Annotated in this window: 15 protein-coding genes; 9 read left to right on the top strand and 6 right to left on the bottom strand. The window is 64.6% G+C overall.

Annotated features, from left to right (window positions below):
• Window positions 1–97 precede the first annotated feature (97 nt).
• The 9 genes from AVKW3434_RS07750 to AVKW3434_RS07715 all read left to right on the top strand — a co-directional run bounded on the left by AVKW3434_RS07750 (window position 98) and on the right by AVKW3434_RS07715 (window position 8,517).
• Window positions 98–961 (top strand): DUF4747 family protein, encoded by an 864-nt coding sequence (locus AVKW3434_RS07750; RefSeq protein WP_284405389.1) that lies wholly within the window; start codon window positions 98–100, stop codon window positions 959–961.
• 19 nt (window positions 962–980) lie between these two features.
• Entirely contained in the window at window positions 981–1,607 is a 627-nt protein-coding gene (locus AVKW3434_RS07745; RefSeq protein ID WP_284405388.1) for a hypothetical protein, read from the top strand.
• Between the two features lie 131 nt (window positions 1,608–1,738).
• Window positions 1,739–1,900 (top strand): putative holin, encoded by a 162-nt coding sequence (locus AVKW3434_RS07740; RefSeq protein WP_349816832.1) that lies wholly within the window; start codon window positions 1,739–1,741, stop codon window positions 1,898–1,900.
• A gap of 126 nt (window positions 1,901–2,026) precedes the next feature.
• Entirely contained in the window at window positions 2,027–2,386 is a 360-nt protein-coding gene (locus tag AVKW3434_RS24220; protein ID WP_349816831.1) for a transglycosylase SLT domain-containing protein, read from the top strand.
• A gap of 162 nt (window positions 2,387–2,548) precedes the next feature.
• Complete coding sequence (locus AVKW3434_RS07735; RefSeq protein WP_284405387.1) at window positions 2,549–2,833, top strand: phage virion morphogenesis family protein; 285 nt, start codon at window positions 2,549–2,551, stop codon at window positions 2,831–2,833.
• A gap of 189 nt (window positions 2,834–3,022) precedes the next feature.
• Window positions 3,023–3,577 (top strand): hypothetical protein, encoded by a 555-nt coding sequence (locus AVKW3434_RS07730; RefSeq protein ID WP_284405386.1) that lies wholly within the window; start codon window positions 3,023–3,025, stop codon window positions 3,575–3,577.
• 633 nt (window positions 3,578–4,210) lie between these two features.
• The gene (locus AVKW3434_RS07725; protein ID WP_284405385.1) at window positions 4,211–6,316 is read left to right on the top strand and encodes a TonB-dependent siderophore receptor; all 2,106 of its coding nucleotides are present in this window, start codon (window positions 4,211–4,213) and stop codon (window positions 6,314–6,316) included.
• 288 nt (window positions 6,317–6,604) lie between these two features.
• Window positions 6,605–7,243, top strand: coding sequence for a helix-turn-helix transcriptional regulator (locus AVKW3434_RS07720; RefSeq protein WP_284405384.1), 639 nt, complete (start codon window positions 6,605–6,607; stop codon window positions 7,241–7,243).
• Window positions 7,240–8,517 (top strand): type II toxin-antitoxin system HipA family toxin, encoded by a 1,278-nt coding sequence (locus AVKW3434_RS07715; protein WP_284405383.1) that lies wholly within the window; start codon window positions 7,240–7,242, stop codon window positions 8,515–8,517. Before AVKW3434_RS07720 ends, AVKW3434_RS07715 begins: the two co-directional genes overlap by 4 nt.
• A 100-nt stretch (window positions 8,518–8,617) precedes the next feature.
• Here the strand turns inward: AVKW3434_RS07715 and AVKW3434_RS07710 are convergent, their stop codons facing one another.
• The 6 genes from AVKW3434_RS07710 to AVKW3434_RS07685 form a co-directional block, all read right to left on the bottom strand.
• Window positions 8,618–9,625, bottom strand: coding sequence for a tripartite tricarboxylate transporter substrate binding protein (locus tag AVKW3434_RS07710; protein ID WP_284405382.1), 1,008 nt, complete (start codon window positions 9,623–9,625; stop codon window positions 8,618–8,620).
• An 88-nt stretch (window positions 9,626–9,713) separates the two neighbouring features.
• Window positions 9,714–9,998, bottom strand: a complete 285-nt coding sequence (gene catC, locus AVKW3434_RS07705; protein ID WP_272565052.1) for a muconolactone Delta-isomerase — start codon at window positions 9,996–9,998, stop codon at window positions 9,714–9,716.
• A gap of 58 nt (window positions 9,999–10,056) precedes the next feature.
• Entirely contained in the window at window positions 10,057–11,391 is a 1,335-nt protein-coding gene (locus AVKW3434_RS07700; protein WP_284405381.1) for a short-chain fatty acid transporter, read from the bottom strand.
• Between the two features lie 54 nt (window positions 11,392–11,445).
• Window positions 11,446–12,171 carry an SDR family oxidoreductase gene (locus AVKW3434_RS07695; RefSeq protein WP_284405380.1) on the bottom strand — a complete coding sequence of 242 codons (726 nt, stop codon included), beginning with the start codon at window positions 12,169–12,171 and terminating at the stop codon, window positions 11,446–11,448.
• A 42-nt stretch (window positions 12,172–12,213) separates the two neighbouring features.
• The gene (locus AVKW3434_RS07690) at window positions 12,214–12,510 is read right to left on the bottom strand and encodes a YciI family protein (protein ID WP_284405379.1); all 297 of its coding nucleotides are present in this window, start codon (window positions 12,508–12,510) and stop codon (window positions 12,214–12,216) included.
• 113 nt (window positions 12,511–12,623) lie between these two features.
• Window positions 12,624–13,691 carry a cyclase family protein gene (locus AVKW3434_RS07685; protein WP_284405378.1) on the bottom strand — a complete coding sequence of 356 codons (1,068 nt, stop codon included), beginning with the start codon at window positions 13,689–13,691 and terminating at the stop codon, window positions 12,624–12,626.
• Between the last annotated feature and the right edge of the window lie 28 nt (window positions 13,692–13,719).

Genomic DNA, 13,719 nt, shown 5'->3' with positions numbered 1-13,719 from the left:
GGCGATGCCCTCCACTGAGAGGGTCCGGCGCTCTTGTGCGAACTCTTTGCATAATGGCCCGTGACGATTAAATCGAATAACTCGGAGGACAAGTAAAGTGGCACAAAGAGCAAGAACAGTAGTTGTAAGTGCGATGAATATTGCGATGCATCGTCCACATAGCCGGGAGCGCTACGTCGAACTTTTCAGTTCGGCTTATGACGTACACAAGCTCTACGCTCAAGGAGAAATTCACGGGCTGATCTTGGGGAGTCTTTATGGCATTGGAGATGCTGTTCAAACTAACGAGCTCTCGGGCGAGATCTACCGCTTCGTTAAAGTCGACGCGAACGAACCGTGGTTCAACACGGTCACACGCAAGCAAGCTACTGAGAAAGAGGTACAGCAGATCAGTATTCCTCGGCATCTTCTGGCGCATATGCAGAAGATCCCCTTCATTTTTTTCCCGCGGGAGCACGAACTTTGGTACGTCTCCAAGGACAAGTCAGGAGTGCTTGCGCCGGGGATAGTAGAGAAGTATTTGCAAACACTGTTTGATCACGTGGTTGCGGACCAGCAGTTTCCACAGGTTGACGTTACAGCGCTGCCTGACGAAGATGCCTTGGAGGAGGTCTTCAACGTTCCGGGGCTGCATCGTGTCGAGCTAACGTTCAAGCGTCCCAACCCTGACGATGTGGGTGACTTGGCAGCCAGATTTGAACAGCGCCTAGCAGGGCTGAATGTGCAATCTCGACAAGAAGTACTGACGGCAAAAAGGGGCGATCGCCTGCAACCAGATCCGCAACTTCTAGCAGAAGCTGAGGTTGCTGCTCGTAACGGCCGGGTGACAAGCGTGGGAGTGGATGAGCACGGCACCCCTATCGAGGTGACTACAGCGAAAAGACCTAAGCGCGTGTTTATGCGCTTCTCCGAGGCAAAAGAGACGATCAGGGAATTGATTAAAAGGGCCAAAAATCAGTAGCCAATAGGATGAGCACTTTATGTATCGCAGCGTTTCCCATGTCTTCAAAGCGTACTGGGTTGCCTATGGTGGCCTCCGTGCTTTGGTGCGCTCGCCATACATGCACCTTTCCCTGGTCCTTCTTGCGCTCACTTGGAATACTTGGTGGTCACCTGTATGTGCTCCAGGTGGAAGCTGCACGGCTTGGTGGGATCAGAATCTCTCCGTACTTCCCAACGTTCTAGGCTTCACTCTCGGCGGATTTGCCATCTTCATTGGCTTCGGCGACGAGAAGTTCCGATCCTTGCTTGCTGATCCTGACCCGCAAGACTCAGGTGGGGAAACCTTGCCTACCATGTATCTGGGTCTTTGCGCGACGTTCGTGCATTTCATTCTGGTGCAGGCCTTGGCGCTTCTTAGCGCCGTTGTGGCAAAAGCCTGGTGGTTTTATACCCCTGCGATGGATCCAATCCGTGACTGGCTCCCCTGGATGAATGCCCTTGGCGGCGTATTTGGCTATGGATTTTTTCTCTACGCCTTGACGTCTGTAGTTGCCGCAACTATGCATGTGTTTCGCATTGCAATGATGTACTCGCAGTTTCGGAAACATCTCGGAGTATCGCAAGCGCAATCCGCAAGAGGCTCCACCGGGCAGCAAAAGGATTAAGGTTCTGGCTCCCAATACACGGCCCCCTTCGCAGGAAGACTGATGGCTTTCCATCATCGTCTTGCAAGCAGTGCCTGTGAAACACGTCATCCCTCTGTGGCTACGCGCCGCGTAATAGCCTGTTCCTGCTGGTGGCGGTGCTTCTGCTAGCGCTGATCGCGTTGGTGTCTCTGGCCCAGTTGCCTGTGGTGCTATACAAGGCCGCACTCATTGTGCTGACGGCAGTGCTGGGTTATTGGCTCGACCGTGTGCTTTCCTCTACGCGCCCCGACGGCTTCCTTTACCAGGATTGATGGCTGGGCATGGACAAACCTCTCGGGACGTGGACTACCGCGTAGTGCCGGGAGACCAGCATGTGTACATCACCGCCATGGCGGTCGGATTTGTGGTCCTCGGCGTGGCGTCGGGCCTGTGACCATGTGGCAGTACTTGTTGCGCAAGGGTCGTGGCCTTGTTCTGCGCTTTTACTGCTGCGCTGTGAATTTTCGCCCTGTCGGCTATCTCCTCTGTTGCAAAAGCCCAGGCGCCCACGGCAGCGCAGCAAACACCGCTCCCTGCTCATCCGCTCGGCGCATGCGGTATGGGGCCTGGATGCTCCGGTGGCCGTGTTCACCGCTCAAGTGCATCAGGAAAGGGAAAGCGCCTGGCGCGCGGGCGCTGCCTCGCACGTCGGAGCGGCCGGTCTGGCGCAGTTCATGCCGGCCACGTTGAGGGGGATTTCAACCACTGACCCTGCGCTGCGCGCAAATCAGCCCTTTAGCCGCACCGCGTCCTGGTAGTCCTGCAGCCGCGCTACCTGGACTGGGGCCCGGGCTGCGAGCATGGCATTCCTAGTTTTTGGCTGTGGACTGCCTGCTGGCTATGGCGGCCAAGGACGGCGTCCTATTGGAACGCGAGGCCAAGCGCTTGGCCCGTGATGCTGCTGGTGGATGACAACAATTGTGGCGGTCAGCACCAATGCGAAGTACGGCGCGATCCACCAGTTCGGCGGCAAGATCGACCAGCCCGAGCGCGCCACCATAGTGCGCTATCGAAGCGTGGCGGGCACGGTGTTGTTTGCGGGCAAGAAGCACAAGACCGCGACGGTGAGGGCGTTAGCGATCCCGGCGCACAAGGTCAAGATGCCGGCTAGGCTGTACTTGGGTCTCAGTGCGGCGGACGATGCGGAGATTCGCGAGATCATCCGCGAGTGGGTTATGGAGCGCAGCCTGGAGCGTTTGGTGTAGCCAACCCAGGCTCGGCAGGTTTGCGGTTAGGGGCGCGCGGGCCGACGATTGAGGGGGTCGCCAATCACAACAAATTTGCGGTGATGTTGTAAGGGTCGCGCAAGGTAGCACGGCGGTAATGCCGAGCGCTGGCGGGAGGCCAGTGCGCCGCGGGGATGTTCCCGCGGCCTTTGCATAAAAAGAACGCCCATGCCCGACATTGCCCTTACCTGCCGCCGCGAAGGATGCGGCACGCCCGTGGAAGTTTCCGACGCGGGTACCATCAGCCATCTCATGTTCAAGCTGCGCCAGTTCTATCGCCAATCCACCCTGGCGGCGGATGAGGCGGCGCAGTATTGGGCGAACGTTGCCACTACCTCGGACAATTCGTTCGCTCCGCTGGCGCATGTGCCTGGTGTGTTCGCGGCGCTCTGGACGCCGGATGTGGCGCCGACCACCGCCACCGTGCTAGGCGCGGCGGGTTACGGGTTCGCGGCACTGCCAAAGCACCTTATCCACTTCACGACGACGGCGGGGGCGGCGGGCATCGCACGAACTGGCGTCATCCACGCGAGCCGGGCTGGAGCGAATGGGGTTTTTGGCCCAGGCGTGTACATGGCGAGATTGGGTCCGCCATTGAACATGATGATCAAGGAGGTGGCAACAGTGCCCATTCATCTGCCCACACCGGCTGGCACGGTGCGCATCCTGCCTTACTTGGTCTATGTGCGCTGGGGCGGTCGCGGCCTCAAGATCGCGAAATGAAGTCTCGCGGATTCTCTTTCTACGCCCGCTGGTTCAGTGCCGTCTTCGCCTGGACCTGCTGGGCTCTCACCTATTTCCATTCGTGGTGGTGGATGGTTCCCTCGCTCATTCCCTACGTGCTCTGCAACCAATTCCTTGGTGACCATGAAGACAGGCATGCCAAGGGCGATGACGACCGGACGCCGTAGCGCGGCTACCGCTACGGCCGCGCGCCTCAAATAGGTCCTGGTTCCCACGACGCCAAGCCCGCCGCCGCCGACCATGGCTACACGCATTTCCCCAACACCCTCCGTAGCGCCGTAGTCATCGCCGCCTGCATCTTTTCCGTGCAGGCGGCGGGAGGCGATGGGCTGATGCGCCGGGTCCAGTTTTCGCCATACCGGTGAGTTTCGTTCGGGCGAAGTGCGCCTTGAGGAAGTGCCCGCCTGGCGCCTCTTTCCGGTTCGGCAGCCTCCATATTAATTTGAATGATAATTATTCTTATTAGAATTGATTCACTTTCTCGTCGCTTGGTCTGGCTGCCTACTCCTCGCCTCTTCCCTCTCCCGCATTTCCATGGTCCACACACGTTCCGACGCGGCGCACTTGCCTGCCTACGCCACTGTTTTCCTGCGCCCTTTCCTGCGCCTTTCAATGGCCCGTTCCCCGGCACGCACCCTGCGCCGCTGCGCACTGACGCCTCTGGCCCTGTGCCTTTCGCAAGCCGTCATGGCCCAGGCCGGCGCGGACGCAACGCCGCAACTGCAGGAAGTGCGCATCAACGCCAGCACCGAGAAAGACGTGGGTTTCGCGCCGACCGAAGCGCAGACAGCGGGCAAGGCACCCATGCGCCGGCTGGAAACCCCGCAGTCGGTGAGCGTGGTCACGCGCGAGCAGATGGAGTCGCGCCAGATCGCCAACCTGCAGCAGGCGCTGCAGACCGTGGCCGGCGTGAGCCCGGTCAACTTCGGGCGGCGCGGCTTCGACGACATCAACATCCGGGGCTTTCGCTCCACCGAATCCATCCTCATCGACGGCCTGGTGCAAAGCCCCGGCATGTGGACGCGCCTCACGCCCTACGGCTACGAGCGCTTCGAGGTGCTCAAGGGCGCGGCCTCCGTGCTGTACGGGCAGGTGCAGCCCGGCGGCATCGTCAACGCCATCAGCAAGCGGCCCAAGCGCGATGCCTTGAGCGAAGTGGGTGTGGAGGTGGGCAGCTTCGGCCAGCGCACCTTGCAGGCCGACATCAACCGCCCGCTGAACGAGTCGGGCAAGGCGGCGTTCCGCATCAACGCCCAGGTCTCGAACAGCGACGATCCGACCGACTTCATCTACCGGCGCGACCGCTGGATCGCGCCTTCGCTGTCGCTGGACCTGGGCGCGCAGACCGATCTGGTGCTGTTCGCCACCTACAGCCAGAGCAACTGGATGCGCCAGCAGGGCATCACGCCCTACGGCACGGTGCTGCCCAACCGCAACGGCCCTGTGCGGACCACGCTGTACACGGGCGATCCGAGCTTCGGCGGCTATGACATCGAAAGCACCTCGGTCGGCTACGCGCTGGAGCACCGCTTCTCGCCGCAGATGACGCTGCGCCAGAACGTGCGCTACGAATCGGAGAAGGGCAACGGCAACTTCGTCTCCAACCTGGCGCTGCAGTCCAATCAGCGCCTGCAGAACCGCCAGGCCACGCGCCAGTACCTGGACGACGACATGCTGGCCACCGACACCTCGCTGCTGTCGCAGTTTGCCGCCCTGGGCGTGCAGCACCGCCTGGTGACCGGGCTGGACGCGCGCACCAGCCACAGCTGGCAAGGCCAGCGGCGCTGCACCATCGGCGCGCTCGACCTGTTCAATCCGGTGTACGGCGCGGCCACCACCTGCCCGGCCGCCTATACCAGCAACGCGCCTGAAAAGCTCAGCGTGATGGGCCTGTATGCGCAGGACCAGATCAAGTTCAACCCGCAATGGACGGCCCTGGTCGGGCTGCGCCGCGACTGGTCGGACAACCAGATCGACGACCGCCTGGCCAACCGGCAAACGCGCCAGAAGGATTCCGCCACCACCCTGTCGGCCGGGCTGGTGTACGAGTTCACGCCCGGATGGGCCGCCTACACCAGCTACGGCGAATCGTTCCTGCCCGTGTCGGGAACCAGCTTCGGCGGCTCGCCCTTCGCGCCGGAGACCGGCAAGCAATGGGAAGCGGGCCTGAAGTACGAGGCGCCCGGCGGCGGGCTTACCGGAGCGCTGGCGCTCTTCGACCTCAAGCGCCGCAACGTCACCACGGCCGACCCGGCCAACACCGGCTTCAGCGTGCAGACCGGCGAGCAGCGCGCACGCGGGCTGGAGCTGGAAGTGGGCGCCGAACTGCTGCGCAGCCTGAAGCTGACGGGCGCCTACACCTATACCGACACGAAGGTCACGCGCGACAACAACGCCGCCATCGTGGGCCTGCCGCTGAACCTCACGCCGCGCCACACGCTGGCCCTGTGGGCCACCTATAAGCTGCCCCAGATGCCGCAGATCACCCTGGGCGCCGGTGCCCGTTACGTGAGCGAGCAGGTCGGCTCGTACCCCTTCACCCTGCCCGCCTACACCGTGGCGGACCTGTCGATCGGCTATGCCGGCTCCAACTACCGCATCACCGCGGGCGTCAAGAACGTGTTCGACAAGGCCTACTACGACGGCGCGATCAACGCCAACGTGGTGTCGCCCGCCCTGCCGCGCAGCTTCAGCGTGGGCCTGACGTACTTCTTCTGAAGATATGGAGACCGGCGGAAGGGCGTTGTTGCCCGCCGCCCGCCATGGGGACTGGCTGCCGCCCACGCGCCGTGCCCATCTCCTTCCCCTCGAACCGCCGGCTCGCGCTCCATTCGTGGGCCGGCATCGCTAGGGCCAGTCGCCGCTTGCTCCAATTTATTCATAGATATTCATCTTTTCCCATAAATAATCTATCTATGCGAATTTTTTGACCGTCTTGCCCTGATCCGCGGCCAAGCCATTGATTTATAGGTTTCTATTTTTAGGCATTTTTACTAACATCTATGAATGCCGAGACAGAACACCCCTCCCGCAGACTATCCCCAGGCCGTACTGCAGCAGATTGAGCAGTTGGCGCAGAACATCGTCATCGCCCGCAAGCGCCGCAGGGAAACGCAGGCGCAGTGGGCGCAGCGGCTGGGTGTGTCGCAGCCGACCATGGCCCGCATCGAACGGGGCGATCCCTCCGTGGCGATGGCGTCGTATGTCATGTGCCTGTGGATCATCAACCAGGCGCAGGGACTGGCCGATCTGATTGCCCCGCAGAACGATCTCGCCTCGCTGGAGCGCGAAGTGGCAAGAACCCGCCCCAAACCCCGGTCTCCGGCCAGGAAAGAAAACAGGGGCATGGAAACAGCGGCCCAAGGCCGAGCAAGGCGCGCGGCCTCCCCCTTGAAGGCAGGCGCAGCGCCTGACAGCAAGGCATCCAATTCGCCCCAGCCGGTGGCGAGCCGGCCTTCCCCATCCGGCCCAGGCGCGTCCAGAGAAGCCCTGCGCGGCGTTCCTGTGCCAAACAGAAACGTGGAGACCACAAATGAAGGCCTGCGGGACTTCACTCAAGCAAAACAGCGGATTGAACGGCGGCTACCCAATGCCGCTTCAGGCCTGGCCGCCCTGATCGCCGGCATCAAGAAAGAGCGGCCATGACGCTGCCAGGGGTCACGCCCCGCGCCTACGAGCCGCAAGACACGCTCTACGTTTGGACCCTGGTCAACCCGGCCGCCCCCGTGCTGACGGGCTCCGTGGCCCTGTCGCAACTGGTGCCCAACTGCGCCACCTTCAGCTACACAGCGGACTGGTGGGAGTTCGCGCTCAGCGAAGACCTGCCGCTCATCGCGGGCCAGACCTTCAGCGCAGGGCACAAGGACACCGCCCCCGGCGCCATCGACGACGCGCGGCCTGACCGGTGGGGCGAGCGCATCATCCGCCACATCGACCGGCCCGCGCGCCTGTCGATTTTGGAGATGCTGCTGTTCGCCGGGGACGACCGCTTCGGCGCCCTGAGCATCTCCACCTCCGCCGAGCACTACGTGCCCCGGCGCATCGGGCCCTATCCGCAACTGCGCGATCTGGCCTCGCTGGCGCAAGCCGTGGAAGACGTGCAGACGCAAGCGCCCATCACGCCGGACATCCAGCGCCTGGTGCAGCCCGGCGTCACGCTGGGCGGCGCACGACCCAAGGCACTGCTGCAGACCGACAAAGGACCCTGCGTGGTCAAGTTCAGCGAATGGGATGACGCGGTGGACACGCCGCTGATCGAGCACGCCACCATGACGCTGGCAGCCCAGGCCGGCATCCACGTGGCCACCACCGGCGTGCTGCCCCTGCCCTCGCGGCATGCGCACGGCAAGCGGCGCCATGCGCTGACCATCGAGCGCTTCGACCGGCTCGACATCGGCGGGCAGACCCTGCGGCTGCATTGCCTCTCGGCCCGGACGGCGCTGGCGGCGGCGGGCCTTGCGGAGAGCTACGGGGCGCTGGCCACCGTGCTGCGGCGCCAGGCCCATCCGGACCGGCAGAAAGCCCAGCGCGAAGAGCTGTTCCAGCGCATGGTGTTCAACATCCTCATGGACAACACGGACGACCACGAGCGCAACCACTGCCTGCGGCTGGGCTGGGACGGGTACTACGAGCTGTCGCCCGCGTTCGACGTGGTGCCCACGCTGCAGAACATGGGCTACCAGGCCATGGTGGTCGGCCGGCACGGCGCCGAATCCACGTTGGAGAACGCGCTGACGGACCTGAGCGAGTTCGGCATCCCGCGCGCCCGGGCCATCGAGCTCATCCAGGCCGTGGCACGCACGGTGGACCAGTGGCCGCAGCACTTTGCCGGCCACGGCGTGGACGCGAACGACATGGCACTGCTGCACGCCAGCATCGACCGCGATGCGCTCAAGGCGCAGCGCCAGGCGTTCTGCTGAGTCGGCGCCGGCGCCTGCGATTCAAGCGGCCGGCATCGGCATGAAAAATGCCGCCAGCACAAATTCCACTATGGCATATCGCTATCAAAAATATAGCAAATCAATCCACGCTGGCGCCGGACTCCTTCACGACCTTGCCCCACTTGGCGCTTTCGGCCTGGATGAAGGCGGCGAACTGCTCGGGCGTCTCGCTCACCGGCTCGGCGCCCTGGTCGGCCAGTTTCTTCTTCGTCTCGGGCTGCGACAGCACCTTGACCAGGGCCTTGTTCAATTGCGCCACGATGGGCGCAGGCGTGCCGGCGGGCGCGAACATGCCGAACCACGACGTGGCCTCGTAGCCGGGCACGCCGGCTTCGGCGATGGTGGGCACGTCGGGCAGCTCGGGCGAGCGCTTGGCCGTGGTCACGGCGATGGGGCGCAGCTTGCCCGAGCGCACGTGCTGGATGGCCGAGGGCATGTTGTCGAACATGATGCCGATCTGGTTGCCCAGCAGGTCGGTCACGGCCGGGGCGCTGCCCTTGTAGGGCACGTGCTGCATGTCCACCTTGGCCATGCTCTTGAACAGCTCGCCCGACAGGTGGATGGAGCTGCCGCTGCCGGACGAGCCGAAGTTCACCTTGCCGGGGTTGGCCTTGGCATAGGCGATCAACTCCTGCACCGTTTTGTAGGGCTGGTTGGGGTTGGCCACCAGCAGGTTGGGCACGTTGGCCACGCGCGTGAGCGGCGCGAAGTCCTTCACCGGATCGAACGGCATCTTCTTGTACAGCGCGGCGTTGATGGCGTGGGTGCCCACCGTGCCCATGAACAGCGTGTAGCCGTCGGCCGGGGCGCGCGCGGCCATCTGGCCGCCGATGTTGCCGCCCGCGCCGGCGCGGTTGTCCACCACCACCGACTGGCCCAGCTCGGCGGACAGGCCCTGGCCGATCACGCGCGCCAGGATGTCGGTGGTGCCGCCGGCTGCGAAGGGCACGATGATGGTGATGGGCTTGTTGGGGAACGCCTGCGCGAACGCGGTGGGCACCGCAGCGGTGGCGGCCACGACCAGGGCGGCGGCCAGCAGGGTGCGGCGATGGGTGGCGAAGCGAAGGCTTGGGCGGACGGAAGTCATGTTGTTTCCTCGGATCTCTTTATGGGGATGAAAAGCGGGGCGCGTGGCGGGTGCGGCGCCCGCCAGCGGGGCGCAGCGGCCAATGCCGTTATTCCTGCACGATGGACGACGGGTGATTGGCCAGCGGCGTCACCTTGATCTGCATGTAGGGGAACAGCGGCAGGCCGCTCAGGATCGTGTGCAGCTCGTCGTTGCTGGCGACGTCGAAGATGCTCACGTTGGCGTACTCGCCGACGACGCGCCACAGGTGGCGCCACTTCCCGCCCTGCTGCAGCTGCTGCGAATATTCCTTCTCCTTGCGCTTGATTTCGTCGGCCACTTCGGGGGCCAGCGTGGACGGGATGTTCACCGTCATTTCAGCCATGAACAGCATCGATTGCTCCTTGAAAACGAAAAAGGGATGGAAAGGAAAGAAAGGGAGGCGCCTGCGGTCACAGGTGCGGCCAGACCAGCATGGTCACGGCGTAGATCGCGCCCACCAGCAGCATGGAGACCACCGTGTAGCCCATGATGTCTTTCAGCTTGAGCTTGGACAGCGCCAGCGCCGGCAGGATCCAGAACGGCTGCACCAGATCGTTCCAGCCGTTGCCCAGCATCACCGACATGGCGGTCTGCGCCTGCGAGGCGCCCAGCGTGGTGGCCGCGTTGATCATGAACGGGCCCTGCAGCACCCAGTGCCCGCCACCCGAGGGCGCAAAGAAGTTGATGACGAACGAACTCACCAGGCCCCACAGCGGCAGCGTGTCGGCGGTGGAGACGCTCACGAACACGTGCGCGATGGACTCCACCAGGCCCGAGCCGTGCATGATGGCCATGATGCCGGCGTAGAACGGGAACTGCAGGATGATCCCGCCGATGGTCTTCACGCCTTCGTTGACCTTCTCCACGTACTTCATCGGCGTGCCCAGCAGCAGCACCCCGAGGAACAGGATGAAGAAGTTGATCATGTTCAGGTCGAGGTTGCCGCCCTGGATGAAGTGCATGGCCACGTACCCCATGCCGCACAGGCCGATGAGCAGGCTCAGCACGCGGCTGTTGTTCAGGCGCCAGGCCAGCGTCTTCTCGTCGCCCAGCAGGTGTTCGGCACTGGCGGGCTTGGTGTCGGCCACGGTGGCCGGGTCCAGTTCCACGACCGGCTCGCCCTTCTTGGGGTGCATGGTGGCGTTGAGCAGCGGCAGCGCGATGAGCACGGCCAGGCTGGTCAGCAGGATGGGCGCGGAGAAGATCGTCTGCGTGAGCGGAATCAGCCCCATGGTGCCCTCGAACGCGTGGCCCTTGGTGGAGATCAGCACGGGGATGGTCGCCGAGAAACCCAGGCTGTACATGGTGAAGCCCGTGTACGCCGCCGCGATGATGAGCGGGTAGTGCACACCCTTGACCTTGAGCGCCAGCTTGCGCGCCATGATGCCGCCGATCACCAGGCCGAAGCCCCAGTTGAGGTAGCTGCCCACGCAGCCCACGATGGTGGCGACGATGATGGCCTGACGCGGCGTGTGCACGTGCGAGGCGATGCGGTCGAGAAAGCGGTCCACGATGGGCGCGGCCGCCAGCACGTAGCCCATCACCAGGATCACCGCCATCTGCGTGGTGAAGGCCAGCAGGCTCCAGAAACCCTTGCCCCAGTCCTGCACCACGGCGTTGATGGGGCGGTTTTCCACCCCGAAGGCGAGCGCCATGGTCAGCAGCGTGAGCATGATCGCGAAGACGAACGGATCGGGCAGATAGCGCCGCATCAGTTCGGTGAAGAAGGCGGTGATTTTCGACATGGAAATTGTCTCTTTGGTGTTGTGAGGTTTTGAGAAAACGCGAGGAGGCAAGCGCTAGACCCCGGCCACGCCCACGGTCATGCCACCGCAGACGTACAAGACCTGGCCGGTGACGAAGCCGCTGCGCGCATCGAGCAGATAGGACACGGCATGCGCCACGTCGTCCGGCGTGCCAACGCGCTTGACGGGCACCGAGTCGATGATGGCTTTGGTGCGCGGCGCATCGGGCGGGTTGGCGCGGTCGAACAGCTCGGTGCGGATGGGGCCGGGGCCGATGGCGTTGGCCGTCACGCCGTGGCGGCCCAGCTCCAGCGCCCACACACGCGTCATGCCGATGAGGCCGGCCTTGGTGGCCGAATACGCGGTGCGCAGCTCCTTGCCCAATGCGGCGCGCGAGGACATGTTCACGATGCGCCCGAAGCCCGCCGCCTGCATGCCCGGCAGCAGCGCCTGCATGCACTGCAGCGCGCAGCGCAGGTTCAGCGCCACGGCGAGGTCGAATTGCTCCAGCGTCTGATCCGCGGCTTCGGCAGGCACCACGATGCCCACGTTGTTGACCAGGCGCGTGATGGGCCCGCCCGCCAGCGCTTGCTGCAGTGCCCGTGCGGTGTCGGCGGTGTCGGACAGGTCGGCCTGGATGCCGCCGGGCACATGGGCGACCGCACGGTCGATGATGACGGGCTCGTAGCCGTCGGCGCGGCAGCGCTCGGCCGTCGCCGCGCCGATGCCGGCGCCGCCGCCGGTGATGAGAACGCGCTCGCGTGCAGGTGCAGTGGTCATGGAAGGTCTTTCTTCTTCAGGGAATGCAGGGGCGCGTGGGGATTACAGGTAGCTCTGGCCATCGACGTAGGCCTTGCGCCAGCGCGTGAGCGTGACGCGCTCGAACAGGCCGGCGGCGTGGAACGGGTCGGATTCGATGAAGCGCTGGGCCTCTTCGCGCGAGTCGATCGCCACCACGTAGAGGCCGCCTCCCAGATCCTTACCGTCGTCGGCCAGCTTGGCGCCGCAGGCCAGCAGCAGGGCCTTGTGCTGGTCGAGGAACGCCAGGTGCGCGGCCCGCGTGGCCTGGCGCACGTGCTGGTGATCGGGCTTGTCGAAGGTCTCGATGATGAAAGGCACAACAGTCTCCGTGTGCACGGCGGTCCGGCACATTGCAAACGCCGGTCAGCCGGCTTCAGGGGATGGATTTCCGCGCAGTGCGCACTGCGCGGAACGGGGTGACGGTCAGGGCTTCAGACGGTGGCGACCGGCGTCACGGGCGAGGCGATGGCCCCGGGCAAATTCAACGGCGGCGCCGTCAGCAGGAATCGCGAGCGGTGGCGCGCGCGCAGCCACGCGGCCAGCGGCGTCAGGTGCCACAGCTCGCCCAGGTGCACGCCCAGCTTGAACAGGCAGTGCTCGTGCAGCGGCAGCGCGGCGCAGCAGGCCGGGCCCGCCTTGGCGGGGAAGGCCTCGACGGCGTAGTTGTCGGCGGCGATGGCGGCGAGCTGGCTGTCGGTGATCCATTGCAGCAGCCTGTCGTCGCGCCCGTCCAGCACGGCGCAGCTGTCCGCCAGCACGGCCGGATCGGGGTGCCGGCGCATGCCCAGCACCACGTCGGCAAAGCCCGTGTGCAGGCAGACGATGTCGCCCGGCTCCACGGCCACGCCGTCGGCCTCCAGCACGCGCATCAGCGTATCGTAGCCGACCACGGTGCGGGCATCGCCCAGGTGCGCGCGCAGATCGATCATCACGCCGCGCCCCTGCACGCCCGTGCGGGCCATGCCCTCGATGCCCAGCGCATGCGCGGCCGATGTGCTGGTGGCCGCTCCCGGCGCGGCGGGCACGCCGGCATCGCGTACGTCGTCCGGGCCCACGATGTCGCGGCCTGCGGCATAGCCGTTGTAGTACAGCGCTTCGGGCAGGCCGTCGCCATTGGCGTCGAACATCGAGCCCGCGTGCGCCAGGCCATCCCACTGCGTGGAGTACTGCAGGTGCAGGATGGCCAGGTCGTCCGACAGCACGTCGGTGCGGCCCGGCTCCAGCGCACCCAGCAGGCAGTTGAAGTTGACCAGCCCCTTGCGCAGCAGCGGCCGCAGCACGGGCGGCTGGCGATTGGGGTTGAGGGCGTTGCCGCCGGGATAGTCCAGCGGCAGGCTCAGCGCGAAGGCCAGGCCCTCTTGCACTTCGGCCACGCCCTGGCGCACCTTTTCGGGCGTGAGCAGGTTCAGGCGGCCCAGTTGGTCATGGGGGCCGAAGTCGCCCCAGGTGGAGCCGGCGGGCCGGTGCTGCCAGCGGGGGTTGGTGGGCTGCGGGTCCATGCGGTCTCGGTCTCTCTTCGTGCCGCGG

The organism is Acidovorax sp. SUPP3434 (genome assembly GCF_030159015.1).
Lineage (GTDB): Bacteria > Pseudomonadota > Gammaproteobacteria > Burkholderiales > Burkholderiaceae_C > Paracidovorax.
The sequence above is the reverse complement of the archived record's forward strand: the minus strand, read 5'-3'. Positions and strand labels throughout refer to the sequence as shown.